This window comes from Formosa haliotis (assembly GCF_001685485.1).
GTDB lineage: Bacteria > Bacteroidota > Bacteroidia > Flavobacteriales > Flavobacteriaceae > Formosa > Formosa haliotis.
On record NZ_BDEL01000001.1, the window covers coordinates 3,205,280 to 3,230,675 of the forward strand.

Here is a 25,396-nt window from a genome sequence, read left to right on the forward strand (position 1 = left end):
TTAAAAAGGTAAAAATTCGGTTGGTATTTTTACTTGTGGATCATATGTTGAAATTATTAATGAAAATAATATTTGTAAATTATATTGGTCTATAAGGGCATTAATTTTATATTTGCAGGCTGAAAGTCATTTTGACAAGATTATAATCATATATAAGTTCACAAGTCGTCAACAGGATGAGTGAAAAGTGGTTAGTTTCAGATTATATAAGAGCTAAAGAAAGAAGGTTCGGATTCCGTCCAGACCGCAATATTGCTAAAAGCTCCAATAACTTGGAGCTTTTTTTATGGCATTCATCGAAATGTTAACCGCAATAACTACACGGCCTTTCCGCTTATAGTTTTGTAAACTTCTTCAAAAATTTCTGGTCTGTCGGCAAGTACAATTAAGGTGTCTAAACCTTCAATTACTGTAGATCCGTTAGGAGTAATATAGCTGTCATCTCGCTTTATCATTGCTATAATGGCATTTTTCGGGAACCCTAATTCAACAATCTTTTTATCGACAGCATAACAGCCGGACGTAATTTTTATTTCTTTCATTTCTGCTTTCGGATTTTCTGTTAGAAGTAAATCGGTAGCAGATAATTTTTTCTCTTCTTCAGGTAAGGCAACATTTAACCATTTGGCGACTACAGAAAGTGTGGTACCTTGAATAAGTATAGAAGTCACCGAAATAAAGAAAACAATATTAAAAATCATATTTGCCTTATCTATCCCTGCTAATAACGGATACGTTGCAAATACTATAGGAACTGCACCTCTTAAACCTACCCATGAAATGTAAAACCGGCGGCGTAATTTCATCTTAAAAAAAGCTAGGCTTATAAATATACTTACAGGGCGAGCAACAAAAATTAAAAATAAAGAAATGAGTAACCCTATACCAATATACGGTACTACTTGAGTTGGAAATACAAGTAAACCTAAGGTTAAGAAAAGTACGATTTGCATGAGCCAGGCTAAACCATCGTACATTTTTAAAATTGTTTTTTTGTGAATTAAATCTTGGTTTCCTAAATATACCGAGCAAATATAAATGGCAAGAAATCCATTTCCTCCTACAAAATCGGTAGCCGAAAATGTAATAAACATTAAGGCAATAACCAAGACAGGATATAGTCCTTCAAAATCTAATTTTATTTTGTTTATAATATACTTACTCAGTTTTCCGAAGGAGAACCCTGCAATTCCACCAACCAACATTTGCTGTAAAAAAATTGGAATTATAGATAGTAAATCTTGGTCTTGATTGGTAACCAAGGTTAAACACGAAATAGTAAGTACGTAAGCCATAGGGTCGTTACTACCGCTTTCTAATTCTAATGTTGGTCTAAGATTGTTTTTTAAAGCTAAACTTTTTGATCGTAATATAGAAAATACGGCTGCTGCATCTGTAGACGATACGATAGCACCTAGCAGCAAACTTTCGTAAATAGTAAAATCGGTAACCAACCAAACAAATAGACCTAAAGTTACCGCGGTAAGCAAAACACCTAAAGTAGACAATACAATTCCCTCTTTAAGTATGGGTTTTACGGCGTTCCAATTGGTGTCTAATCCTCCAGAAAATAGTATAAAATTTAAAGCAACAACACCTATAAATTGTGCCAGTTTTGGATCGTCGAACATTATACCTCCAATCCCGTCTGAACCCGCTAGCATTCCTATTCCTAAGAATAAAATTAAAGTAGGAACACCAAGTTTGTAAGAGGTTTTACCAGCAAAAATACTTATAAGAAGAAGTAAGGAGCCTACCAATAATATATTTTCAATAGTTAAATTCATAGAGGGAATTTTTGGATTTAATGTGTATAAAGATATGAATAATAGCTTGTAATGATATGTTTAAAATAGGGGTATAGTTGAAAAGTAATACCGTAAAACTAAAAATAAAATTATAGTTAGATGGCAGCTTAAGCTTTTTAGTCCATAGATTTAAGCAGAGAAAAAATACATTGCATAATCTAGCGTTATAGCATTATATAAGTTTTGTTTGAAAGTTGATGGTACTTTCCTAGTTTTACAGAACGCATAAATTACAATTATAGCATTGAAAAAGAAAACACAAAGTAAAAAGCGAAATTGGTTGTCGGTCTTGCTGAAACTAATGGTATTGGGAATTTTATTAGTACTACTTTTTATAGGAAGTATCTATGTAGGCTTATGGGGGGAAATTCCAACTAAAACAGATTTAACCGACTTAAAGCAAGCAGAGGCAAGCGTTATTCTCGATCATAACAAAGAATTACTAGGAAAGTATTTTGTATTCGATAGACAAATTATAACGTTTAACGATTTACCAAAATATCTTGTAGATGGTTTAGTAGCTACCGAAGATGCTCGATTTTATGAGCATGGCGGTATCGATTATCGCAGTTTTTTTAGAGTTTTTTTTAAAAGTCTTCTGCTTCAAGACGATTCTTCCGGTGGTGGGAGTACCATTACGCAGCAGTTAGCTAAAAATCTCTTCGGAAGAAAACAGTATGTTGTATTATCCTTACCAATAAATAAAATAAAGGAAATGATTGTTGCATCGCGTATTGAAGATGTTTACGATAAGAACGATATTATTGCCTTGTACTTAAATACGGTTCCGTTTAGTGAAAATACTTTCGGGATAGAAAGTGCTGCTCAGCGTTTTTTTAATACTAGCACTAAAGATTTAACTCTGTCTGAAGCCTCAACTTTGGTCGGCACCTTAAAAGCCAATCATAGCTATAATCCGCGATTGTTTCCAGAACGCAGTCAATTACGTCGCGATGTAGTTTTGCAACAAATGGTGAAATATGGTTATTTAGATGAAACCACACGATTAAGTATTAGTAACCAACCAGTAGAAGTAGATTATCATAAATTTACGTATAACGAAGGGTTAGCACCTTATTTTCGAGAGCATGTGCGTCAAAACGTATCGAAGATTTTAGATAGCATTAATGAAGCAACTAATAATAAATACGATTTGTATAAGGATGGTTTGAAAATTACCACGACTATCGATATTCAAATGCAAGACTATGCCGAAAAGGGAATGCTTAAACATATGGAGCATCTGCAAAGCCAGTATGAAAAGGCCTATGGCAAAAATGCACCATGGTTAAAAAATGAAGCTTTAATTACAGAATTAATAAAAAAAACACCAACCTACAAGCGTCTAGCGAAAGGAAAGTTAACCGAAGCCCAGATTTTAGATTCTTTAAAGATTAAGAAAAAGCAACCTGTTTTTACTTATGATGGCGATACTATTGTATCGATCTCTGCGATAGATAGTTTAAAACATTATTTGAAATTTTTAAATGCCGGTTTTGTAGCTTTAAATCCTAATTCAGGAGCTATTAAAGCTTATGTTGGAGGCATAAATTTCGAGCATTTTAAATACGATCACGTCTCTATGGGGAAACGCCAGGTGGGTTCTACATTTAAACCTTTTGTGTATACTACAGCGCTCGAATCAGGAATGGATCCGTGTACTTATATTTCTGTTAAAGAAGTAAAATATACGAACGAGGAAGGGTGGACACCTTCTAATGCATCTAATGAAGAAGTAGATCCTTATATGAATTATTCATTAGAAAAAGCATTGAGCCATTCTGTAAATACTATAGCCGTAAAAGTATTGGAAAAAGTGGGGATTCCCGCAGTTATTAAGCAGGCACGTAACATGGGCGTAACTTCAGAATTGCCAGAAGTGCCTTCATTAGCATTAGGAACAGCCGAATTGTCTCTTATAGAACTCACTGCGGCGTATACCAGTTATGTCAATAAAAGTGTTTCAAGTCAGCCTTATTTTATAGAAAAAATAGAGGATAAGAGCGGGAATGTGTTGTATGAATATAAATCGCCAACCCCATTAAAACCGGCATTTAGTGCAAAAACTCGCGAAACCATGATTGAATTTATGAAAGCAACCATAGATGAAGGTACTGCAAAACGCATGCGTTACACGTATGGATTGAAAAACGATATGGCTGGGAAAACAGGAACTACCCAAGATAATCGCGATGGTTGGTTTATGGCTATCACACCGCAGTTAGTAATGGGGTCTTGGGTTGGAAACGATGAGCATCGTATAGGATTTAGTAGTACAGGTATTGGTCAAGGGGCAAATTCTGCATTGCCAATAGTAGCAAATTTTGTTACAGCATTAAATAAAAATAATGATTTTAATACAGTTACTAATGCGAAGTTTCCTAAACCTTCTGCCGAAGTTTTAGAAGCTCTAGATTGTAACCCCGATAAACGAGACGGATTTTTTAAACGTCTCTTTGGAAGAAAGAAAAAAGAGAAAGCCTTTGGCGAATAATTAGTTTAATAGATTCAAAGCGCTACAAAAAGTATTATTTTAAGAGTTTAGCAATGTAAACAAGAAGCTTATGTATAAAGCAAATGAAAATAGATATAGTAAAATGCACTACAGGCGTTGTGGTAAAAGCGGTTTAGTTTTACCTCCAATTTCCTTAGGATTATGGCATAATTTTGGGCATGTAGATGTTTTAGAAACGGGAAAAAGCATGTTACATACGGCTTTCGACAACGGTATAACACATTTCGATTTGGCAAATAATTACGGCCCGCCTCCTGGAAGTGCCGAAGAAAATTTCGGAAAACTATTAAAAGATAGTTTCTTGCCGTATCGCGATGAACTTATTATTTCTACAAAAGCAGGCTATACTATGTGGCCAGGACCTTATGGCGATTGGGGATCTAAGAAATATTTGGTGTCTAGTTTAAATCAGAGCTTAAAGCGTATGGATTTAGATTATGTAGATGTGTTTTATCATCATAGGCCAGACCCTAATACGCCTTTAGAAGAAACAATGGCCGCCCTAGATTTAATAGTTCGCCAAGGCAAAGCATTGTATGTTGGTATTTCTAACTATAATGCAGAAGATACTTTAAAAGCTTCAAAACTATTAAAGGAATTAGGAACCCCATGTTTAATTCATCAACCACGTTATAGTATGTTCGACCGCTGGGTAGAAGATGGTTTGTTAGATGTTTTAGAGGAAGAAGGTATTGGTGCCATTGCATTTTCACCGTTAGCACAAGGTCTCTTAACTTCGAAGTATATTAAAGGCATTCCCGATAATTCTAGAGCGGCGCGTTCTACAGGATTTCTTCAAAAAGAAACAGTTACCGAAGCAGTTGTAAATAAAGTCGTAAAGCTTAATGAAATTGCAGCATCACGTAATCAAAGTTTGGCACAAATGGCTTTAGCATGGTTGTTAAAAGATGAACGGATTACATCTGTTTTGGTAGGAGTAAGTAGTGAAAAGCAATTATTAGATAATTTAGCAGCTTTAGATGGATTAGACTTTGCGGACGTAGAGCTAGAAGCCATTGAAACGATACTGAGTGCATAGATATTTGGCCATCTAGTTTTATACTTCTAAAACCGGCTGCGGTTAATTCATTAGAAATAAAGTTGTTAAAAAAGAAATCAGATCGGGCGTTTTTTAAAAACTTCTTTTCTATTTTTGATATTAAAACTATCAATTATGAAAACATCAGTAAAAGTATTAAGTTTCGTATTGTTTGCCTTGTTGTCTTTAAACATTCAAGCACAAACCATTAAATTGCCATCACCAGAATTTTCAACAGACCTTATGTCTGCCTTAAAACCAGGAAATGATTTAGGTTTTTCATCAGACAAAAAAGGGGCATTAGAAAAGGAGAACAAAAGTTTTGTAAACGACATTGTTAGCATTGCAGGAAGTTCGGATGATGATGAAACAAAAAAATCGAAAATATTAAACAGAAAAAAAGAACGCGACGGAGTTCTTGGTAGCGTTTTAGACGATAGTGCTTTAAAGTCGTATAAAAAGGAAATCAACAAACAAATAAGACCGCTTAAATCAAAATATAAACTAGCGAAACTTGTTTTTTAAAACGAATTAAAAAAAATCATCTTTTTAGATGATTTTTTTTTGTTCTATCACAGGATAGTTAATCTAGTTGTTCGTTTAAGGTGTTCCACCAGTATTTTTTTAGAAGTGCGATGCAAATTACCAAAATGGCAATACCAATATAAATTGGAAGCGCTTGTTGGAATATGATGTACATCGGAAGAATTACAAGAATAGTTTGAGCAATAATTCCTATACAAACGTTAAACATATCTCGCTTAAAATGAGTATTAGGTTTAAAATCAGGATGTTTTGTTTTAATTTTATCTTGAATAGGTTTCCAAAATCCCCAAGGTCGTACTTTAGTATAGAATGCTATTAGTACTGCTTCTTCTGTTGGAGGAGCACTATAAGTGCCTACTAAACAACCAATAATTGAAGAGACCAAAAGCACTGGAAAATAATATAGGTCTAAAACCCCGCCTAGAACCGATGGAAGAATTAAGGCGGGAATAATTCCAGCTACCATACCCCAGAAAAAACCCTGACCATTAAAGCGCCACCAGTGCCACTTTAAAACATTGGCAACCACATAGCTCCCAAATAAAGCAGATACAAGCCACTGCAAAATGGAATTGACGTCTTCAACAAAAAAGCCTAAGATAATACTAACAATGACCACCAAAATTCCAGAGCCATAATTCATCACTTTTATTTTTGTGGGATTGGTACTAGAAGTGTTGTATTTTAAATAAATATCGTTTATTAAATAAGCTTGTGCCGCATTAAGCGTACCTGCAAAGGTAGACATGAAAGCCGCTAAAAGTCCAGCAAGTAAAAGTCCCATAAGCCCTACTGGAGCAAATTGTTTTATTGCGGAAGGTAGAATCAGTTCAAAATCTACATTTCCTGTGGCTGTTATTAGGTCTAATTTATCATAATAAATTAAAGCTAGAGCGGCAAAACCAGCAATCATTAAATAGCGTATAGGCATTAAAATTACACTTACAAAACCACTCATTTTTGCAGCTTCGGCCGGCGATTTTGTGGATAGTATTTTTTGCATATCGTAATTTGGTGCAGGACCTGCAACACTTACCAAAATACCTTTAAAAACCATCATCATAAAGAAAATTGAAAACAAGCCATAACCATCAGATTTTATTTTGTTGTTTACCTGAGGTATAATTTCACTCCAATCCAAATCTAAGGTCCTTCCAAAAAAGGGAGACATCCAGCCATCTGGAACGTGTAATGTGTTTGCACCAATAGCATTATATCCTATATATGCAATTACCAAGGCGGAAATGGTCATAATAGCAAACTGTAAAACATCGGCCCAAACAATACCAGACATGCCGCCAAGTAACGAGTAAAACACGGCGAATAAGGTGAAAACTATACCGTAAAAATGAGGTACATATTCTGGGTTTATATGAAACGGAATATATGTGCTAACAACTTCCCAAGGAATAAAAATTTCGACGAACTTTCCTAGACCTATAAAGCCATAAGCAAGAAATCCCAAGCAACTTAATAAAGCAAAAACAACCACTATAGTATGCGATAGTTTTCCGCCTTTTCCAATTCCAAAACGCGTTTCTATCCATTCGGCACCGGTGGTTACATTCGACCGGCGTAGCCATTTAGACAAATAAACCATTAAGAAAATTTGATTAAAAACAGGCCATAACCACGGAATCCAAGCGCTTTTAATGCCATACACAAACATAAGGGTAACGAGCCAAATGGTTCCAGAAATATCAAACATTCCAGATGCATTAGATAGTCCTAACATATACCAAGGAATCGATTTTCCTCCTAAAAGATAATCACTGGTACTACGCTGAGCTCGTTTTCTAAGAATTAACCCAATAACTATAGTTGAAAGCAAATAAACTAATATGATGGATACGTCAAGTGTTTTTAACATGTTGTGGTTTGTTAGCGTAAGTTTTTAGTGGTTATGGGTTGTAATGTAATGTTTTTTATAAAGGTATTTATGGTCGTCATACAGTGTTAAATGCATGCATTCAAATGTATAGATACATTATCCAAGAGCATGGTATTATTTTGTCATTTTATTAAAATTAATAGGATTTTTTAAGACGTAATAATCATTAAGGTGTTATTTATATAAGACATTTGTAGTATTTGGGGTAAACTATTTCTATTTTACCTTTCTATTTCTCAAACAGAAAATGAAATTACAAAGTGGGTTATACTAAGAATAATTAAACGATAATGTGTAGCGAATATCATGTTAAGTTTTAGAAACGATTTTTTACGATAGCATTTTACTACATTTAATAAAAATTAAAAACCATGAATCCTTCTATAGTTTCAGTAACTTGGTTAAATAACCATATAAACGACGAAAATCTAATTGTTTTAGATTGCACCTTAAATAATCAGTTGTTAAAATTATCCTCAGATATTCAAGGTGTTCAGATTAAAAATGCTCGGTTTTTCGATATCAAAAATAAGTTTAGTGATACTGCAAATGACTTTCCTTCAGCCTATCCAACTCAAATGCAGTTTGAAGAAGAAGCGCAAACCTTAGGGATTAATAATAATAGTGTTATTGTAGTTTACGATTCTAACGGAATTTATTCTAGTCCCAGAGCTTGGTGGTTATTCAAGTCTATGGGGCATAAGGAAGTGTATGTTTTAAATGGAGGTTTACCAGAATGGTTAAAAAGTAATTTTCCAGTTGAGAAAAAATCGAAAAGGACCTATCCGAAAGGAAGTTTTAAGGCCAAATTAAACCCAGATTTTGTTAGAAGATTTGATGATGTGTTGGAAAATTTATCTTCTAAAAAGGAATTGGTAATAGATGTGCGTTCTGAAGATAGATTTAATGGCGTTGTACCCGAACCTAGAGAAGGTTTGCGAAGTGGGAAGATTGAAAATTCAATTAATTTGCCTTATACTAAAGTAATTGAAAATGGAAAATTTAAAGACGAAGAAAGTATTAAGCTGCTGTTTAAATTTTTAGAAAATGAGAGCAGAAATATAGTGTTTAGTTGTGGCTCAGGAATTACCGCTTGTGTTGTGTTCTTGGCTACAGAAGGAATATTGGCTAATAAAAAATCCGTTTACGATGGGTCTTGGACGGAGTGGGGTGAAAAAACGGATAAATAACAATTAGATGTTTTCTGAATCTTTTTGTTGGGTAGCAATCCTTTTTATGCCTAATAGATTTACTTGAATAAAAAAAGAGGCTATCTAAAAAATTTTAAAAACCCATTATTCTGAATGTATTTCAAAATCTCATCTTGACTAAAATGAATCATTATGAGAACCTGAAACAAGTTCAGGTTAACGAAAATCTAACTTTTTAGAAAGCCTCTTTTATGAGTAATAAATGCTAATTAGTTTCCTTGAATAGCATCATTTGTTTTATCTGCAGCATCTTTAACGGCTTCTTTAGTGTCTTTAGCAGCACCTTCGATTGCATGACCTGCATCATCCATTGCTTCGCCTGTTGCTTCAGCAGCGTTTTCGATAGTTTCTTCAGTTGCTTTTGCAGCATGATCTAAAGCATCAGCAGTATCATCTACAGCATCTTCAATAGCATCACCAGTTGCTTCAGCAGCATTTTCTATAGCGTCTCCAGCTTCTTCAGTTTTAGTTTTTGCATCTCTACAAGAGGTAAATGTTGTACCTAAAGCAAATACAAGAGCAGTACTTAAAATTAATTTTTTCATAATAAAAGTGTTATTGTTAATTTTTAAGAGGCCAAGTTAATAACTTCTAAGATATTTTAAGTGGTAATATGTTAAAAAAATTAACATTTTCGATAAAATACATTTTTTTTGCCCTATTTGTGTAAGTATCTGCTAATTATATCTACAGCACCTTTATTTTTTCTGACGTAATCTGAATTTTTTTCTCCTGAACTCTTCCTAAAATCGGGATTAGTAATGAGTTTATTTAAAATGTCGTTGAAATCTGCTTGATTATTTACAGAAAACATCCCTTGTTTTGCAATCATGGCTTTTGCTTCAGGAAATTTTTCATAATCATTTCCAATAATAATCGGTACACCAAAAACGGCAGCTTCAAGAGTATTATGGAGGCCTGTAGATCCCACTGCACCACCAATATATGCTAAATCGGCATAATTGTAAATTTTGGTTAGTATGCCAATTGTATCAATTATTAAAACTTGAAAATCTTTTAAATCGACAGTGTCTTTGTCAGAAAACAATGCCGTTTTTGCCTTTAAATTAGTTTTAAGCTGCTGAATTTGATTTGGTTTTATATTGTGAGGCGCAATAATGAATTTTAAATCGTGGGGAGCTTCATTATTTATAAATTGAACTAATAGCGTTTCGTCTTCTGGCCATGTACTTCCTGCTACAAGGCATAGATTGTCTTGTTTAAATTCTGCTATAAAATCTAACGTATTATCACTTTTTAATTGATTAGAAACACGATCGAAACGGGTGTCGCCAGACACACTAGTGGCGTTATAATTTATAGATTTAAGGAGTTGTTTAGAGACTTCATCCTGAGTAAAAATATGTTGGAAAGCAAAAAGGGGGTCCCGCATAAATCCACCATAAGCTTTAAAAAAGGTTTGTTCTTTTCTAAATAAGGCTGAAATTAATATGGCTTTACCATGTCTGCGTTTTAGTTCGATTAAAATATTGGGCCAGATGTCGTATTTCACAAATACCGTAAGTTCTGGATGAACCAGGTCTAAAAACGTTTTGGCATGTTTTTTTGAGTCTAACGGAAGATACACAACACAATCTGCAATGGGGGCATTTTTCCTAATTTCATAACCAGAAGGTGAAAAAAAGGATAGCACAACTTTATGGTTTGGGTATACATTTTTTATTTCGGAAAACACAGGGAGACCTTGTTCATATTCTCCTAAAGAGGCGCAATGAAACCAAAGTGTTTTATCTTGTAATGAGATGTGCTGCTTTAATATGTCGAACGTGTTTTGTCTCCCTAAAACACCTAGTTTAATTTTTGGATTAAAAACACTAAGGGCCTTAAGGGCATAATGCGCTAGAAATATGCCGGTATTATAGATAAATCTCAAATTAAAAATCTTTGTTACAAAAATAGGATTTCTTTGGCATAATTTGATTGGTAAACGTTGCTAGTTTTTGTATTTTCGTTAGCTTAATATCCTTAAAGGATGTATTAATATTCATGGTCCATATTTTTTGGAATGATGGACTTTAATTTCTTTCTTATGAAAAAAATCCAGATGGTTGATCTAAAAGGTCAATATGCTAAAATAAAGGATGTTGTGAACGATTCTATCCAAGAAGTTTTAGAAACTACAGCATTTGTAAACGGACCAATGGTTCATAGTTTTCAGAAAAATTTAGAGCACTATTTAAATGTAAAACATGTTATTCCGTGTGCTAACGGTACAGATGCTTTACAAATAGCAATGATGGGCTTAGGCTTAAAACCGGGAGATGAAGTTATTACCACCGATTTTACCTTTGCTGCAACAGTTGAGGTTATTGCATTACTACAATTAACACCTGTTCTGGTAGATGTAGAGCCGGATACGTTTAATATAAATGTTGAAGCGATTAAAAATGCAATTACACCTAAAACAAAAGCTATAGTCCCAGTACATTTATTTGGTCAATGCGCCAATATGGAGGCTATAATGGAAATTGCTAAAGCACATAATTTATATGTCATTGAAGATAATGCGCAAGCTATTGGAGCGACGTATACTTATAAAGATGGCACTAAAGTAAAAGCAGGAACCATAGGCGATGTGTCTGCAACTTCATTTTTTCCGTCTAAAAACTTAGGGTGTTACGGCGATGGTGGTGCTATTTTTACCAATAACGACGAGTTAGCACATATTATTAGAGGAATTGTAAATCACGGTATGTATGAGCGTTATCATCATGATGTGGTTGGAGTAAATTCGCGTTTAGATGCTATTCAAGCCGCCGTTTTAGAAGCTAAATTACCAAATTTAGATAGTTATAATGATGCGAGAAGAACAGCGGCAAATAAATACGATGCGGCATTTAAAGATGAGGCGAAAATAACGACTCCTTTTAGAAATGGAGCTGAAGATAATCATGTGTTTCACCAATACACGCTTAAGGTTAGTGGTGTAGATCGCGATGCCTTAGCAAAGTACTTAAATGAAAATGATATTCCTTGCGGCGTATATTATCCAATTCCGTTGCATAACCAAAAGGCGTATAAAGACTCACGTTATAACGAAGCCGATTTTAAGGTAACAAACCAATTGGTTAAGGAAGTCATTTCTTTACCAATGCACACCGAGTTAGACGATGAGCAAATAGATTTTATTACATCAAAAGTAAAGGCATTTATAAATGGATAAAATATTAGTAACGGGAGGTCTCGGATTTATTGGCTCTCATACGGTAGTTGAACTTCAAAATAAAGGATACGAAGTTATAATTATAGATAACCTTTCAAATTCATCTCGCGATGTGTTGCAAGGTATAACAGGAATTACAGGGAAAGAACCCATTTTTGTTGAACTAGATTTAAGAGATAAAAAAGGTGTTCAAGATTTTTTTAATGCGCATAGCGATATAAAAGGTGTGATTCACTTTGCAGCAAGTAAGGCTGTGGGAGAAAGCGTAGGAAACCCATTATTATATTATGAAAATAATATAAATACCTTGGTGTACGTGCTTCAAGAGTTAGATAAATTAGAGCATGCAAACTTTATTTTTAGCTCGTCTTGTACGGTTTATGGGCAAGCAGATGAATTACCAATCACGGAAAGTGCTCCTGTAAAACCTGCAGAATCACCTTATGGGAACACCAAGCAAATTGGTGAAGAAATAATAAAAGATAGCTGTAAAGTAATTCCAAATTTAAACGCTATTGCTTTACGTTATTTCAATCCTATAGGAGCCCATGAAACCGCTTTAATTGGAGAATTACCAATTGGGGTGCCTCAAAATTTAGTGCCATTTATCACACAAACCGCTGTTGGTTTACGTGAACAACTTTCTGTTTTTGGCGATGATTACCCAACTGCCGATGGGACTTGTATTCGCGATTATATACATGTTGTCGATTTGGCAAAAGCACATGTTATAGCCTTAAAACGTTTGTTAGAAGATAAAAATGACTCTAATTTTGAAGTGTTCAATTTAGGAACAGGAACAGGAAGTTCTGTATTAGAAGTTATTAATGCTTTTGAACGTGTTTCTGGCGAAAAATTAAATTATAAAATAGCTCCAAGACGAGAAGGCGATGTAATTGCTGCATATGCTAATACAGAAAAAGCAAACGATGTTTTAGGATGGAAATCTGAATTAACTTTAGATGATGCCATGAAATCTGCATGGAAGTGGGAGCAGAAAATAAGACAAAAATAATAAGTAAAATATTTCAGTGTTAATTACTAAAAAACCTTCTCTACCATAGCTTGTAAAGGAGGTTTTTTTATGCTTTTACTGTAGATTTTTACTGCTCTTTTCAACGAAATTGGGGTAGAAGATTTTTAATTTTAACTTGATTTGATTAAGAATACGCTAAAAAAGGAGTTAAAAGGCTGTCTTTTGGCTCAAATTCTTGTAGTTATGAATTCATTTGAGTAAATTCGGGTTAAATGATAAATGATATTATGAAACTGATTACCGTAAAACGGGAGACCGTAGAAGAAAAAAGATTTACTCCAAAAATGGGGGAGTTAATCGCAAAAGTAACCTATATTAAAATGCTTTTTTTGAATATACCCATTAAAACACTTCATAAGTATAGGGAAACTTATTATGGCGAAGTAAAAGATTGTGCAGATTGTGTATTACAAGCATAAACATAAAAAATCCTCTAAAATTTAATTTCTAGAGGATTTTTTTATTCAGATTGTTATGCTTTTTTCTTGGTCTTGAAATTAGAAAATAGGAGCAGTCCCATTCCTAGCATAACCGACATATCGGCGACATTAAAAACACCAGTTTTAAAGATTCCTCCAAGATCGATATGAAGAAAATCGGTTACAGATCCATACATAATACGATCGTATACATTTGCTATTCCACCTCCTATAATGCATGAAAATCCTATTACAGATAGCTTATCTAGCGTTTTGTTTTTTAAAACATAATAGGTGACATAGCCCAATACGGCAACCGGTAATATGAGTAGGAATAAGCTTTTTAATGTTGGATTTAAATTGCTTCCTAAGCTTAAAAATGCTCCAGAATTTTCCACATTAGTCAAGATAAATTTATCGCCTATTAATTCGGTAACTTTATGTGGCGTAACATTGGCACGAACAATAAATTTTGAAATTTGATCGAGTGCAATGTTTAAAACGATTAATCCAAGAATACCAGCTGTTCTTTGTATTTTCATTAGGCTTCTTTCGCTTCTAAAATTGCAGAATCTGTCTCGGCAGTTTTATCGATCTTTTTAACCAAACCTTGTAATACTTTACCAGGACCAACTTCTGTAAAATGTGTTGCCCCATCTGCAATCATATTTTGAATGGTTTGTGTCCAACGTACAGGAGCGGTTAGTTGAGAAATTAAATTCTCTTTAATTTCATTTTCATCTGTTACAGCGGTAGCGGTTACGTTTTGGTATATTGGGCATTTAGGTTTGCTAAATGTTGTGTTTTTTATGGCAGTAGCTAGTTCTTCTCGCGCAGGTTCCATCATTGGTGAGTGGAATGCACCTCCAACGGGCAATACTAAAGCACGTCTTGCTCCAGCAGTTTTTAAAGCTTCACAAGCCTTTTCTACAGCTTCAGTTTCTCCAGAAATAACTAATTGTCCAGGGTAGTTGTAATTTGCAGCAACTACTACACCGTCTATAGACGCACAAATGTCTTCCACAACCTTATCTTCTAGTCCTAAAACTGCAGCCATAGTACTTGGCGTTAATTCGCAAGCTTTTTGCATAGCTAGCGCACGTTGCGATACTAATTTTAATCCGTCTTTAAAGGTTAAAGCTCCCGCAGCGACTAAGGCAGAAAATTCTCCTAACGAATGCCCGGCTACCATTTCTGGTTTAAATTGGTCTCCTAGCGTTTTAGCTAATATCACGGAGTGTAAAAATATAGCAGGCTGTGTTACTTTTGTTTGTTTTAGGTCTTCTGCAGTACCTTCAAACATAATATCTGTAATATGAAATCCTAAAATTTCATTAGCTTGTTCAAATAAGGCTTGAGCCTCGGTAGATTTTTCATAAAGGTCTAAACCCATTCCTGAGAATTGTGCGCCTTGACCTGGAAATATATATGCGTTCATAGTTGTAAATTTAATGGTTCAAAAATAAGAATAAAAATAAGAATTTAAATGGTGGTTTCTTCACTGTTATCAATCGTTTTAATAATGCGTGCAGGATTACCAGCAATTACAACATCATCTGGAAAACTTTTAGTAACTACAGAGCCGGCACCAACTACTACATTATTGCCTAAAGTAACTCCAGGGCAAATAGTACTATGTCCGCCAACCCATACATTATTACCAATAGTGACAGGTTTGCCATATTCTTTTCCGCTATTTCTAGCTTTGGCTTCTAATGGGTGTGTAGCCGAATACACTTGAACATGTGGGCCAAACATAACATGATTTCCAATGGTTACTGGTGCGATGTCTAATATGCAACAATTGAAATTCATAAAAACATTATGGCCAACTTTAATACTGGAGCCATAATCGCAATGAAAAGGAGGTTCTATCCATAAATTATCGCCAGAATTTAACAGCTTCGTATATAAAGCATCGCGCTCCTTTTTAAAATCGTCTGATAAACTATTGGCTTTTTGAAAAAGTAAACGTGCATTATGTCGCTCTTTGGTTAATTCTGGATCTGAAGGTGAGTACATTTCACCAGCCAACATTTTTTCTTTTTCAGTCATGTGTTGTTTTTTTATAGTCCTACACTTGCTGCCTCAGCACAGCGTTCGCCGTCCATGGCAGCCGAGATAATTCCTCCGGCATAACCACCACCTTCACCACAAGGATATAAACCTTCAATTTGTGGGTGTTCTAGTTTTTCGTTTCTTGGAATACTAACTGGAGATGAGGTTCTAGATTCTACGCCTATAACATTTGCTTCAGACGTATAATAGCCTTTCATTTTTTGTCCGAACGATTCAAATCCGCGGCGCAAACTTTTTCCTATTAATTTAGGTAAAAGCGAGTGTAGGGGTACGCTTTTTATTCCCGGTTGATAAGACGTAGGGTTTAAATCTGTAGATAACCTACCTTCTACAAAATCGGTTAAACGTTGAGCGGGAGCAACTTGACTTTTGCCGCCAGCGTTAAAAGCTAAGCGCTCTAAATCTTTTTGATATTCTAAAGCTTTAAGTGCTCCAAAATGTTCGTATTTATATAAATCTTTATCGGCATTTATTTCTACAACAATCCCAGAATTTGCATAATCGTTATTTCGTTTCGACGGGGACATCCCGTTTACTACAACTTCGCCATTTGCGGTGGCTGCTGGAACAATAAATCCGCCAGGGCACATGCAAAAAGAGTACACACCACGATTATTAACTTGCTGTACTAAACTGTATGCGGCAGGAGGTAATAATTCATTGCGATCGCCACTACAGTGATATTGAATAGCGTCGATAATATGTTGTGGATGTTCTACACGAACTCCCATGGCAAATGACTTAGCTTCGATGGCAACTTTCTTTTATCGAGTAAATAAAAGATGTCTCGAGCGGAGTGACCCGTGGCAAGTATAACACGGTTTGCGGGTAATTCATCGCTATTTCGTAATTGTATGGCTGTAATTTTATTATCAGATACGGTAAAGTCTGTAACTCTAGTTTCAAAATGAACTTCGCCACCGTATTTTAAAATGGTTTCACGAATATTCTGAACTACTTTGGGCAGTTTGTTGGTGCCGATATGCGGATGCGCATCGACTAAAATTTGATCGGTTGCACCATGATACACCAAGTTTTCGAAAATACGGCGAACATCTCCACGCTTTAAACTTCGAGTATATAACTTTCCATCAGAATAGGTTCCGGCTCCACCTTCTCCGAAGCAATAATTAGAATCTTCGTTTACAAAATGCTCCTGATTTATGGCTCTTAAATCGCGGCGTCTGTCTTGTACATTTTTTCCGCGCTCTAAAACTATGGGTTTAAAGCCAAGTTCTATACAACGTAAAGCAGCGTACATTCCCGCCGGACCAAAACCGATAATATGAATAGGTTTAGCTTTTGAAACATCTGTATAGTTGAAGGTGTAAGTAGATTGCTCTGGAAGATTTTCCTTGATGTAGACAGCCACTTTATAATTAAAAAATATGGCAGGTTTGCGGGCATCGATAGATTTTCGAAGCACTTTAACTCCTGTAATATGTTCTTTGGGAATATCTAAAGTTCTTGCGGCCTTACGCAATAAACTGTCTTTATATTTTGCTTCATCATGAAGGGAAATACGCAGCTGAATCTCTTTTATCATGCTGCAAATTTAATGAAATTTGAAATGATAAAACTCGCAAAGTATACAATATCACGTATTTTAAATACGACGCTTTAAAAAGCGTCTTAAATGCGTTCGTAGGTTATAAACGAAAACTCATGATCGTTACTCTCATCTTTTGAATGAAATTTATGGTAGGTTTCTTCCCAAACAGATTTGTCTATTTCAGGGAAGAAGGTATCTGCATCAAAAGTATCGTGAACACGGGTTAATTCTATTTTGTTAGCAAAAGGTAGTGCCTGTTTGTAAATTTCGCCCCCACCAATAACATACGGATTATAATCTTCTTTAGCGGCATCTAAGGCATCTTGAAAATTATGAACCACAACCACACCTAGCGGTGCTTTGTAATTCTCTTGGTAGGTTATAACTATGTGGGTACGGTTAGGTAATGGTTTAGGGAAACTCTCGAAGGTTTTTCTCCCCATAATAATACAATGCCCTGAAGTTAACGATTTGAAGCGTTTTAAATCGTCGCTTAAATGCCATATTAGCTGGTTGTCTTTTCCTATGGCATTGTTCTCGGCCGCGGCGACAATAAGCGTAAGATTTTGCTTTCTACTCAGTTTTTTTTTTTCATCTAGAACAACAGGAGTTTCTGGTTCTAGATTAGGTAAGGTTTTTTCTAACTTGGCAATGCCTTCTCTTTGTTTAGCAACCAATTTGTCCAATTGCTCTTGTTGCCAACTAGAGCCCATAAACCGGTGAATTACAAATACATTAAAAGCATGGTAAAGTAAAATTAAGAACCAAAAGCCAACTACAGGTACAAACCAATCTACATTTAAAGGTCTAAAAGATTCTCCAATATGAAGTCCTAAATTAGCGACAATAATAGCTACAGATCCAATTAGGAATAAGATAAAATGTGTGTATAAACCTTTTTTTTGTTGAATGCGTTTTTGAGCATGTTTAATAAGCTCTAGTTGCTCCTTATCTATCTGAGGTTTATTTTTTTTATTGCCGAACATAGGTTGAAAGTGTTAGTTAAGTAAAAGTACTATATAAACTTTAATTTTTGAAACTTTTATAAAATGAAATCAAAATGAAGGAATCTTGTTTACCAATTATATTATAAAACAGCAATTTATTTTAAAACATTATGTATATATTAATTTTTTTTTAAGGAAATCATAATTCTTTGTATTAGAGACTATTATTCGTATGTTGGTTAGAATTTGTTTAGTATTTTTGTATAGATAAAAAATAAATTTTATGGCAATTTCAAAACAATATTTAAAAAGTAAACCTGTTTGTAAAGTAACTTTTGCTGTGCCAGCAGAAGCAGCAGAAGAAGTAACTGTTGTTGGATGTTTTAATGAGTGGGATGCTAAAGCAACTCCATTAAAGAAACTAAAAAGTGGTGTATTTAAAGGAACTGTAAATTTAGAGTCCGATAAATCATACGAATTTAGATATGTGGTTGATGGTGCTTTTCAGAATGAAGAAGAAGCAGATGGACAGGTATGGAATGATTATGCAGGAGCAGAGAATAGTGTGTTAAATTTATAATCGCAATTAGATATTAATATTTAATTGAATACAATAAAAAAGGCATTTCTATTTTTTAGAAATGCCTTTTTCTTTATATCGCAACCGCACCTTTTATGTGTGGATGTGGATTATAATCGACTAAAGTAAAATCTTCGAACTTGAAATCGAAGATGTCTTTAACTTCTGGGTTTATTACCATTTTTGGCAGCGGTCTAGGTGTTCTACTTAATTGTAATTTCACCTGGTCGAAATGATTGCTGTATATATGTGCGTCACCAAAAGTGTGAATAAATTCTCCTGCTTGGTAACCACAAACTTGTGCCATCATCATGGTAAATAGGGCATACGATGCAATATTAAAAGGGACACCAAGAAAGATATCTGCACTACGTTGGTACAACTGGCAAGATAATTTGCCATCGGCTACATAAAATTGAAAAAAGGCATGGCACGGAGGAAGCGCTGCTTTTCCGTTGGCCACATTTTCGCTGAACGATTTTGAAGTGTCTGGTAAAACTGAAGGATTCCATGCCGAAACCAACATGCGTCTGCTGTTTGGATTGGTTTTTAAGGTTTCAACAATTTCTTTTATTTGATCTATTTCGTCATTATTCCAATTACGCCATTGGTGCCCATAAACAGGACCTAAATCGCCATTCTCATCGGCCCATTCGTTCCAGATTTTAACGCCGTGTTCTGTTAAATAATCGATATTTGTATCGCCTTTTAAAAACCAAAGTAATTCATAAATAATAGATTTTAAATGAAGTTTCTTTGTTGTAACCATAGGAAACCCTTCACTTAAATCGAATCGCATTTGATAGCCAAAAACACTTTTTGTTCCGGTTCCTGTACGATCTCCTTTTTCATTACCGTTTTCTAAAACGTGGTTTATAAGATCTAAATATTGTTTCATAAGTCCATCTTCTGTCTTCCCATTTGGAAGAAACTTTAAAAGTTAAGTAGCGCAAAAGTAAAAAAAAAGTAGAGGTAAAAGGGCCTAATATAGATCTAAAATCTAAATAGTTTCTGGTTTAGAGAAATGTAGGTAGCGTAATTACTATTATCCAATAATCATACCTGCTATGGTGGCAGATAATAAAGAGGCAATAGTTCCCCCAATTAAAGCACGCATTCCAAATTCTGAAAGCACTTTTCTTTGTCCTGGAGCTAAAGATCCTATACCACCAATTTGAATTCCGATAGATGCAAAGTTCGCAAAACCACACAGCATATACGTGGCCATAATAATTGATTTTTCAAATTTAAAATGTATAGGGTTGGCAATGTTTTTTAATTCGGCTAATTGTATATAACCAACAAATTCACTAGCCGCGAGTTTAATTCCTAATAATTGCCCCATAAGCGCCATATCTTGTTTTGCAACACCTATAACCCACATTAATGGCGAAAAGATATATCCTAGAATAAATTCTAGCGAAAAGGCTGTGTATGGTGTGTTTTGAGCAATCCAAGCGTTTAATCCGCCTATGGTTCCTAGCTTACCAAAACCATAATTTATCATGGCAATAAAGGCCACAAATACTAATAACATAGCACCAACATTCGCGGCTAATTTTAAACCTTCGGTTGTACCATTGGCTATGGCATCTAATATGTTCGACCCAATATTTTCTTGAGAAACTTCTACTTCTGTACTAATTTCTTCTTGTTGTGGATAGAGCATTTTTGAAATAACAATCGCTCCCGGTGCGGCCATTACAGAGGCTGTTAATAAATGCTTGGCGTAAAATATTTTTAAGGCTTGGTCTTCACCACCTAAAAACCCAATATATGCCGCTAAAACACCTCCAGCCACAGTGGCCATACCTCCGACCATAACAAGCAATATTTCAGACTTAGTCATGCGCTCTAGATAGGCTTTAATCATTAAAGGTGCTTCTGTTTGACCAAGAAAAATGTTTCCAGCCACACTTAAACTTTCTGCACCAGAAATGCCTAGAAGTTTAGTTAAAATCCAAGCTAATCCTTTTACTACAATTTGTATAACACCCAGGTAAAACAATACCGAGGTTAGAGCCGAAAAGAATATAATAGTTGGTAGAATTTGAAATACAAAAATGAATCCGAAACTGTCTACATCCATCATACCGCCCAATAGAAACTGACTTCCTGCTTGGGTGAATTCTAGGATTTTTACAAATATTTTTCCAACAAATTCAAAAGTATCTTGAACAAATTCAATCTTTAAAACACCAAAAGCTAATATAATTTGAGCACTAAGTCCAGCACCAATAGTTTTCCAGTTGATAGCCTTTCTATTATGACTTAACAGGTAACAAATTAAAAGTAGAACAAGCATCCCTAAAAGTCCACGAAGCAGACTTCCGGTAGAAAATCCTTGACTGGGTATTATAGTATCTTCTTGAGCTGTTGCAATGGTGCTCGGGGAAACAGATAGTGGTGTTGTAAATTTATAAACGTTCTGTTTTTCAGAAAAAACCAAGGTAGAATCTGTAAGTTCAGAAATTTTATAATGCTGAATTCTGTCGGAAGGTGTATTGTAATAAAAAACCAACAAATTATTCTGAAGCATATAATCTCCAGAGGCATTTGTGCTGTTGGTATCTTTAAAAGCAATATCAAATTCCCCGTTTTCAAGGTGTATTGTTGCTATGGTTTTATTTGCTGTTAATGTAGAATCCTCTATTTTGGTTTGCACCTGGTCTAGTTGCCATAATTTTTCTATGCTTTGTGCATGCACAGTCGTGAACAAACAGGAGAAAATAAATGTAAAGGCAAATAAAAGGTGTTTCATACTTTTAGAGAGGGCTTTTAACGTTTCGAAATTTCATCTCGAATTTTTGCAGCTTTTTCGTAATCTTCATTCGAGACCGCTTCGGCAAGCATGGTATTCAATTCATCTAAAGTTTTTCCTTTATAGTCATCTTGACTTGGTGTCGATTCCAATTCTTCCGCAACTAAATCTTCTACTAACACGTCTGGTTGTGTTGTTTCGTTTTCGTTCTCTTTTTCTGGATTCACTTTTAAATAAATTCCAGCCTTATCTAATATGTTTTTATAGGTAAATATTGGTGCTTGAAAACGTAGGGCTAAAGCAATAGCATCGCTTGTTCTCGCATCAATAATCTCTTCGATTTTATCGCGTTCACATATTAGGCTAGAATAAAATACACCATCTACCAGTTTATGAATAATAACTTGTTTTACGGTGATATCAAATCTATCAGAAAAATTTTTGAATAAATCGTGGGTTAACGGTCGTGGGGGTCTAATTTCTTTCTCTAAAGCTATGGCAATAGATTGTGCTTCGAAAGCTCCAATAACAATTGGTAACTTTCGATCGCCATCTACTTCGTTGAGTATTAAAGCATATGCGCCATTTTGGGTTTGGCTATAAGAAATTCCCTTTATATTAAGTCTAACTAAACTCATAATTTAAAAACACAAAAGACCGTTTAAATTAGGACTTTACCAAACCTATTTTAAGTTTTTGTCAAAAAAACTAAAACTTAAAATAGGTAAACTCCTTAAAATTTTAATTCAAATTTGAAGGGGAGGAGTCGTTTAAACAGTCTTTTTTATAACTACAAGTTAATAAAAATTAAGCGTTTTGCGCTTTAAATGCTTTTAATTTTTCTGTTAATGCAGGAACAACCTCAAAAGCATCTCCTACTACACCATAATCTGCAGCTTTAAAGAAAGGTGCTTCAGGATCGGTATTGATGACTAACTTTACTTTAGAGGCGTTTATACCTGCTAAATGTTGAATGGCTCCAGAAATACCGATGGCAATATATAAGTTGGCTGCCACAGGTTTTCCTGTTTGTCCAACATGCTCTCCGTGTGGTCTCCAACCTAAATCTGACACAGGTTTAGAACATGCTGTGGCCGCATCTAAAACGTCGGCTAATTCCTCAATCATACCCCAATTTTCTGGTCCTTTTAATCCACGTCCGCCAGAAACTACAATTTCTGCATCGGCAATAGTAACCGTATTTGTGGCTTTATCTACAGCTTCTACATGTACTCCGTTTTCTGGAATTGAAGGTGAGAAATCGGTGACCTCTGCTGTGGTTGCATTCTCTTTTAAACCAACAGAATTTTTAGAAAGTCCAACTAATTTTACATCGGTACTAATACGCGTTAAATTGAACGCTTTATTTGTAAATGCTGTACGTTTTACGGTAAATGGTGATACGCTAGTAGGCGCTGCTACCACGTTTGATGCATATCCGGCTTTTAAGCCAATAGCTAGTAAAGGTGCTAAATACTTGCTGTCTGCAGTAGAGCTAACAACAACGACTTTAGAGGCTTCTTGTTCTGCTGCCTGCTTAATAACATCGGCATAGGTTTTCGCATTGAACGTATCTAATTTAGCGTCTTTTACATGTAATACTTTGGTTACTCCATAAGTTCCTAAAACCGAAGGGTCTTCAGCATTAATTGAAATTGCTGTTACTGTTGTTCCTAATTGGTCTGCAACAGCTCGGGCGTAAGAAGCAACTTCGAAAGCAACTTTTTTATATTTACCTTGTTCTGATTCTGTATATACTAAAACTGACATAATGTTTTTTGGTTTTAAATTTCAATAGAAAAATGATTGTGGTATTGAAATGAGATTAAATGACTTTCGCTTCGTTGTGAAGTAAATTAACCAATTCATCTAAATTATCTGGAGACACTAAGGTTACGGCTCCTTTAGGTGTTGGTTTTTCAAACTTAACAGACTCTGTTTCTTGAGAAGCTTCAACAGGTTCTAAAACTGTTAAAGGTTTTTTACGAGCCATCATAATTCCACGCATATTCGGGATACGTAAGTCACTCTCTTCTACCAATCCTTTTTGTGCTCCTATAACTAAAGGTAAGGTGGTGCTAACTGTTTCTTTACCACCATCAATTTCACGAATAGCTTTTACATTCGTACCATCTATTTCTAAGCTAATACATGTATTTATAAAGTTTGCATCTGTTAATCCGGCAAGCATGCCTGGTACCATACCACCGTTATAATCGATAGATTCTCTACCAGCAATAACTAAATCGTAGCTACCATCTGTAAAAACTTTTGCTAATTGCTCTGCAACAGCATAACCATCTACGGCAGGCGTGTTAACTCGAATAGCTCCATCTGCTCCAAGAGCTAAAGCCTTACGTAAAGTAGGCTCGGTTTCTGGCCCACCAACATTTACAACATCTACGGTGGCACCTTGTTTTTCTTTAAACCACATGGCACGGGTTAGCCCATATTCGTCGTTTGGGTTAATTATAAATTGAACACCGTTAGTATCAAATTTAGTATCGCCTTCAGAAAAATTGATTTTTGAAGTCGTGTCTGGAACGTGACTAATACACACTAAAATTTTCATAATATTTGTTTGTTAAATAAGTATCGATTTATCTTGGTTACGAAGTTATAGAAATTTATTTTAATTTTACTATGCATGCATAGTAAAATTGTGATTTAAATGTAGCTAAATCGACAATTTGTATGCTTTTATTTCTTGCTTTTACGATTTTACTTTAAGATTTAATGAATTAATAAGAATTCTTTTGTCGAAAGTTTTCCATTTTATTGTTATTTTTGTGCTCTTATAAAATATGATACATGAGAACAATTCAATTCAGAGAAGCGATTTGTGAAGCCATGAGTGAAGAAATGCGCAGAGATGAGAGCATTTATTTAATGGGTGAAGAAGTTGCTGAATACAATGGTGCGTACAAAGCATCAAAAGGAATGTTAGACGAGTTTGGTGCAAAGCGTGTTATTGATACACCTATTGCAGAATTAGGTTTTGCAGGTATAGCTGTAGGTTCTACTATGACTGGCAATAGGCCAATTGTAGAGTATATGACCTTCAACTTTTCATTAGTAGGAATTGATCAAATTATAAATAATGCTGCGAAAATTAGACAAATGTCTGGTGGACAATTTAAATGTCCAATCGTATTTAGAGGTCCTACGGCTTCAGCTGGTCAGTTAGGTGCTACACACTCGCAAGCATTCGAAAGTTGGTTCGCTAACACACCAGGATTAAAAGTAATTGTACCTTCTAATGTGTACGATGCAAAAGGTCTTTTAAAAGCTGCTATTCGTGATGACGATCCAGTAATTTTTATGGAAAGTGAGCAAATGTACGGTGATAAAGGAGAGGTGCCAGAAGGAGAATATGTTGTTCCAATTGGTGTTGCCGATATTAAACGTGAAGGTACAGATGTTACTATTGTGTCTTTTGGTAAAATTATTAAAGAAGCATACAAAGCTGCAGACGAGTTAGAGAAAGAAGGGATTTCTTGCGAAATTATAGATTTACGTACTGTGCGTCCAATGGACCGTGAGGCGATTTTAAAATCTGTTAAAAAAACTAACCGTTTAGTAATTTTAGAAGAAGCGTGGCCATTTGGTAACGTTGCTACAGAGATTACTTACTTAGTACAATCTCAAGCTTTCGATTATCTTGATGCTCCAATTATTAAAATAAATACAGCAGATACTCCTGCACCATATTCTCCAGTATTATTGGCAGAATGGTTACCAAATAGCAACGATGTTGTTAAAGCGGTAAAAAAGGTAATGTATAAGTAGACTGCATTTTACTACATATTTAAAACTTCATCAACATGA

The 25,396-nt window shown here is 34.9% G+C and carries 22 protein-coding genes and 1 pseudogene; 9 read left to right on the forward strand and 14 right to left on the reverse strand.

Translation table 11 applies throughout. The features are described 5' to 3' along the window. Positions 1-317: 317 nt before the first annotated feature. Positions 318-1,787 (reverse strand): potassium/proton antiporter, encoded by a 1,470-nt coding sequence (locus tag A9D35_RS13420; RefSeq protein ID WP_066223822.1) that lies wholly within the window; start codon positions 1,785-1,787, stop codon positions 318-320. A 322-nt stretch (positions 1,788-2,109) separates the two neighbouring features. Here A9D35_RS13420 and A9D35_RS13425 point away from each other — a divergent pair, with 322 nt between their 5' ends. From A9D35_RS13425 to A9D35_RS13435, 3 genes are all read left to right on the forward strand, one after another. Continuing rightward, on the forward strand, positions 2,110-4,302 hold the full coding sequence (locus tag A9D35_RS13425; RefSeq protein WP_066223824.1) for a transglycosylase domain-containing protein: 2,193 nt from the start codon (positions 2,110-2,112) through the stop codon (positions 4,300-4,302). Between the two features lie 70 nt (positions 4,303-4,372). After that, the gene (gene mgrA / locus A9D35_RS13430; protein ID WP_066223827.1) at positions 4,373-5,362 is read left to right on the forward strand and encodes an L-glyceraldehyde 3-phosphate reductase; all 990 of its coding nucleotides are present in this window, start codon (positions 4,373-4,375) and stop codon (positions 5,360-5,362) included. A gap of 135 nt (positions 5,363-5,497) precedes the next feature. Further along, positions 5,498-5,887, forward strand: coding sequence for a hypothetical protein (locus A9D35_RS13435; RefSeq protein WP_066223829.1), 390 nt, complete (start codon positions 5,498-5,500; stop codon positions 5,885-5,887). 58 nt (positions 5,888-5,945) lie between these two features. Here the strand turns inward: A9D35_RS13435 and A9D35_RS13440 are convergent, their stop codons facing one another. Beyond that, positions 5,946-7,778, reverse strand: a complete 1,833-nt coding sequence (locus A9D35_RS13440; protein WP_066223831.1) for a sodium:solute symporter family protein — start codon at positions 7,776-7,778, stop codon at positions 5,946-5,948. Positions 7,779-8,170: 392 nt separating this feature from the next. Here A9D35_RS13440 and A9D35_RS13445 point away from each other — a divergent pair, with 392 nt between their 5' ends. After that, on the forward strand, positions 8,171-8,989 hold the full coding sequence (locus tag A9D35_RS13445; protein WP_066223833.1) for a sulfurtransferase: 819 nt from the start codon (positions 8,171-8,173) through the stop codon (positions 8,987-8,989). Positions 8,990-9,219: 230 nt separating this feature from the next. Here A9D35_RS13445 and A9D35_RS13450 read toward each other — a convergent pair whose 3' ends face one another. Together A9D35_RS13450 and A9D35_RS13455 are read right to left on the reverse strand one after the other, a co-directional pair. Then, positions 9,220-9,555: a hypothetical protein gene (locus A9D35_RS13450; protein WP_066223834.1), complete on the reverse strand. Its 336-nt coding sequence runs from the start codon at positions 9,553-9,555 to the stop codon at positions 9,220-9,222. Positions 9,556-9,668: 113 nt separating this feature from the next. Beyond that, a complete protein-coding gene (locus tag A9D35_RS13455) occupies positions 9,669-10,904 on the reverse strand; it encodes a 3-deoxy-D-manno-octulosonic acid transferase (protein ID WP_066223836.1) in 1,236 nt (411 codons plus the stop codon). A 156-nt stretch (positions 10,905-11,060) separates the two neighbouring features. On the opposite strand from A9D35_RS13455, the gene A9D35_RS13460 reads away from it, so the two are divergent. The 3 genes from A9D35_RS13460 to A9D35_RS13470 all read left to right on the forward strand — a co-directional run bounded on the left by A9D35_RS13460 (position 11,061) and on the right by A9D35_RS13470 (position 13,649). Beyond that, positions 11,061-12,194: a DegT/DnrJ/EryC1/StrS family aminotransferase gene (locus A9D35_RS13460; protein WP_066223838.1), complete on the forward strand. Its 1,134-nt coding sequence runs from the start codon at positions 11,061-11,063 to the stop codon at positions 12,192-12,194. Beyond that, positions 12,187-13,209: a UDP-glucose 4-epimerase GalE gene (gene galE, locus A9D35_RS13465; protein WP_066223840.1), complete on the forward strand. Its 1,023-nt coding sequence runs from the start codon at positions 12,187-12,189 to the stop codon at positions 13,207-13,209. Before A9D35_RS13460 ends, galE begins: the two co-directional genes overlap by 8 nt. Positions 13,210-13,457: 248 nt before the next feature. After that, positions 13,458-13,649 carry a hypothetical protein gene (locus tag A9D35_RS13470; RefSeq protein WP_066226097.1) on the forward strand — a complete coding sequence of 64 codons (192 nt, stop codon included), beginning with the start codon at positions 13,458-13,460 and terminating at the stop codon, positions 13,647-13,649. 53 nt (positions 13,650-13,702) lie between these two features. Here A9D35_RS13470 and lspA read toward each other — a convergent pair whose 3' ends face one another. The 5 genes and pseudogenes from lspA to A9D35_RS13495 form a co-directional block, all read right to left on the reverse strand. Continuing rightward, entirely contained in the window at positions 13,703-14,191 is a 489-nt protein-coding gene (gene lspA / locus A9D35_RS13475) for a signal peptidase II (RefSeq protein ID WP_066223842.1), read from the reverse strand. Continuing rightward, the gene (gene fabD, locus A9D35_RS13480) at positions 14,191-15,087 is read right to left on the reverse strand and encodes an ACP S-malonyltransferase (RefSeq protein ID WP_066223845.1); all 897 of its coding nucleotides are present in this window, start codon (positions 15,085-15,087) and stop codon (positions 14,191-14,193) included. Before fabD ends, lspA begins: the two co-directional genes overlap by 1 nt. A gap of 44 nt (positions 15,088-15,131) precedes the next feature. Beyond that, the gene (locus tag A9D35_RS13485) at positions 15,132-15,704 is read right to left on the reverse strand and encodes a sugar O-acetyltransferase (RefSeq protein WP_066223847.1); all 573 of its coding nucleotides are present in this window, start codon (positions 15,702-15,704) and stop codon (positions 15,132-15,134) included. Positions 15,705-15,715: 11 nt separating this feature from the next. Beyond that, positions 15,716-17,274, reverse strand: a pseudogene (locus A9D35_RS13490) (NAD(P)/FAD-dependent oxidoreductase). An 86-nt stretch (positions 17,275-17,360) separates the two neighbouring features. After that, complete coding sequence (locus A9D35_RS13495; RefSeq protein ID WP_066223849.1) at positions 17,361-18,266, reverse strand: dihydrofolate reductase; 906 nt, start codon at positions 18,264-18,266, stop codon at positions 17,361-17,363. 244 nt (positions 18,267-18,510) lie between these two features. On the opposite strand from A9D35_RS13495, the gene A9D35_RS13500 reads away from it, so the two are divergent. Then, positions 18,511-18,807 (forward strand): isoamylase early set domain-containing protein, encoded by a 297-nt coding sequence (locus A9D35_RS13500; RefSeq protein WP_066223851.1) that lies wholly within the window; start codon positions 18,511-18,513, stop codon positions 18,805-18,807. 73 nt (positions 18,808-18,880) lie between these two features. Here the strand turns inward: A9D35_RS13500 and A9D35_RS13505 are convergent, their stop codons facing one another. The 5 genes from A9D35_RS13505 to A9D35_RS13525 form a co-directional block, all read right to left on the reverse strand. Continuing rightward, the gene (locus tag A9D35_RS13505; RefSeq protein ID WP_066223853.1) at positions 18,881-19,705 is read right to left on the reverse strand and encodes a thymidylate synthase; all 825 of its coding nucleotides are present in this window, start codon (positions 19,703-19,705) and stop codon (positions 18,881-18,883) included. 147 nt (positions 19,706-19,852) lie between these two features. After that, positions 19,853-21,568 (reverse strand): NupC/NupG family nucleoside CNT transporter, encoded by a 1,716-nt coding sequence (locus A9D35_RS13510; protein ID WP_066223855.1) that lies wholly within the window; start codon positions 21,566-21,568, stop codon positions 19,853-19,855. A gap of 17 nt (positions 21,569-21,585) precedes the next feature. After that, the gene (locus tag A9D35_RS13515) at positions 21,586-22,206 is read right to left on the reverse strand and encodes a bifunctional nuclease family protein (protein WP_066223857.1); all 621 of its coding nucleotides are present in this window, start codon (positions 22,204-22,206) and stop codon (positions 21,586-21,588) included. Between the two features lie 169 nt (positions 22,207-22,375). Beyond that, positions 22,376-23,338, reverse strand: a complete 963-nt coding sequence (locus tag A9D35_RS13520) for an electron transfer flavoprotein subunit alpha/FixB family protein (RefSeq protein ID WP_066223859.1) — start codon at positions 23,336-23,338, stop codon at positions 22,376-22,378. A 55-nt stretch (positions 23,339-23,393) separates the two neighbouring features. Then, complete coding sequence (locus A9D35_RS13525) at positions 23,394-24,140, reverse strand: electron transfer flavoprotein subunit beta/FixA family protein (RefSeq protein WP_066223860.1); 747 nt, start codon at positions 24,138-24,140, stop codon at positions 23,394-23,396. A 239-nt stretch (positions 24,141-24,379) separates the two neighbouring features. Here A9D35_RS13525 and A9D35_RS13530 point away from each other — a divergent pair, with 239 nt between their 5' ends. Then, positions 24,380-25,357 carry a pyruvate dehydrogenase complex E1 component subunit beta gene (locus tag A9D35_RS13530; RefSeq protein WP_066223862.1) on the forward strand — a complete coding sequence of 326 codons (978 nt, stop codon included), beginning with the start codon at positions 24,380-24,382 and terminating at the stop codon, positions 25,355-25,357. Positions 25,358-25,396: the final 39 nt, after the last annotated feature.

What these genes read in the sequence shown, in the direction of transcription:
- A9D35_RS13450 (WP_066223834.1), bottom strand. Translation starts at nt 9,555, where the DNA reads ATGAAAAAATTAATTTTAAGTACTGCTCTTGTATTTGCTTTAGGTACA.
- A9D35_RS13525 (WP_066223860.1), bottom strand. Translation starts at nt 24,140, where the DNA reads ATGAAAATTTTAGTGTGTATTAGTCACGTTCCAGACACGACTTCAAAA.
- A9D35_RS13425 (WP_066223824.1), top strand. Translation starts at nt 2,110, where the DNA reads ATGGTATTGGGAATTTTATTAGTACTACTTTTTATAGGAAGTATCTAT.
- A9D35_RS13505 (WP_066223853.1), bottom strand. Translation starts at nt 19,705, where the DNA reads ATGAAACAATATTTAGATCTTATAAACCACGTTTTAGAAAACGGTAAT.
- A9D35_RS13485 (WP_066223847.1), bottom strand. Translation starts at nt 15,704, where the DNA reads ATGACTGAAAAAGAAAAAATGTTGGCTGGTGAAATGTACTCACCTTCA.
- A9D35_RS13435 (WP_066223829.1), top strand. Translation starts at nt 5,498, where the DNA reads ATGAAAACATCAGTAAAAGTATTAAGTTTCGTATTGTTTGCCTTGTTG.
- A9D35_RS13500 (WP_066223851.1), top strand. Translation starts at nt 18,511, where the DNA reads ATGGCAATTTCAAAACAATATTTAAAAAGTAAACCTGTTTGTAAAGTA.
- A9D35_RS13530 (WP_066223862.1), top strand. Translation starts at nt 24,380, where the DNA reads ATGAGAACAATTCAATTCAGAGAAGCGATTTGTGAAGCCATGAGTGAA.
- A9D35_RS13420 (WP_066223822.1), bottom strand. Translation starts at nt 1,787, where the DNA reads ATGAATTTAACTATTGAAAATATATTATTGGTAGGCTCCTTACTTCTT.
- lspA (WP_066223842.1), bottom strand. Translation starts at nt 14,191, where the DNA reads ATGAAAATACAAAGAACAGCTGGTATTCTTGGATTAATCGTTTTAAAC.
- A9D35_RS13520 (WP_066223859.1), bottom strand. Translation starts at nt 23,338, where the DNA reads ATGTCAGTTTTAGTATATACAGAATCAGAACAAGGTAAATATAAAAAA.
- A9D35_RS13460 (WP_066223838.1), top strand. Translation starts at nt 11,061, where the DNA reads ATGAAAAAAATCCAGATGGTTGATCTAAAAGGTCAATATGCTAAAATA.
- A9D35_RS13510 (WP_066223855.1), bottom strand. Translation starts at nt 21,568, where the DNA reads ATGAAACACCTTTTATTTGCCTTTACATTTATTTTCTCCTGTTTGTTC.
- fabD (WP_066223845.1), bottom strand. Translation starts at nt 15,087, where the DNA reads ATGAACGCATATATATTTCCAGGTCAAGGCGCACAATTCTCAGGAATG.
- mgrA (WP_066223827.1), top strand. Translation starts at nt 4,373, where the DNA reads ATGTATAAAGCAAATGAAAATAGATATAGTAAAATGCACTACAGGCGT.
- A9D35_RS13445 (WP_066223833.1), top strand. Translation starts at nt 8,171, where the DNA reads ATGAATCCTTCTATAGTTTCAGTAACTTGGTTAAATAACCATATAAAC.
- A9D35_RS13440 (WP_066223831.1), bottom strand. Translation starts at nt 7,778, where the DNA reads ATGTTAAAAACACTTGACGTATCCATCATATTAGTTTATTTGCTTTCA.
- A9D35_RS13515 (WP_066223857.1), bottom strand. Translation starts at nt 22,206, where the DNA reads ATGAGTTTAGTTAGACTTAATATAAAGGGAATTTCTTATAGCCAAACC.
- galE (WP_066223840.1), top strand. Translation starts at nt 12,187, where the DNA reads ATGGATAAAATATTAGTAACGGGAGGTCTCGGATTTATTGGCTCTCAT.
- A9D35_RS13470 (WP_066226097.1), top strand. Translation starts at nt 13,458, where the DNA reads ATGAAACTGATTACCGTAAAACGGGAGACCGTAGAAGAAAAAAGATTT.
- A9D35_RS13495 (WP_066223849.1), bottom strand. Translation starts at nt 18,266, where the DNA reads ATGTTCGGCAATAAAAAAAATAAACCTCAGATAGATAAGGAGCAACTA.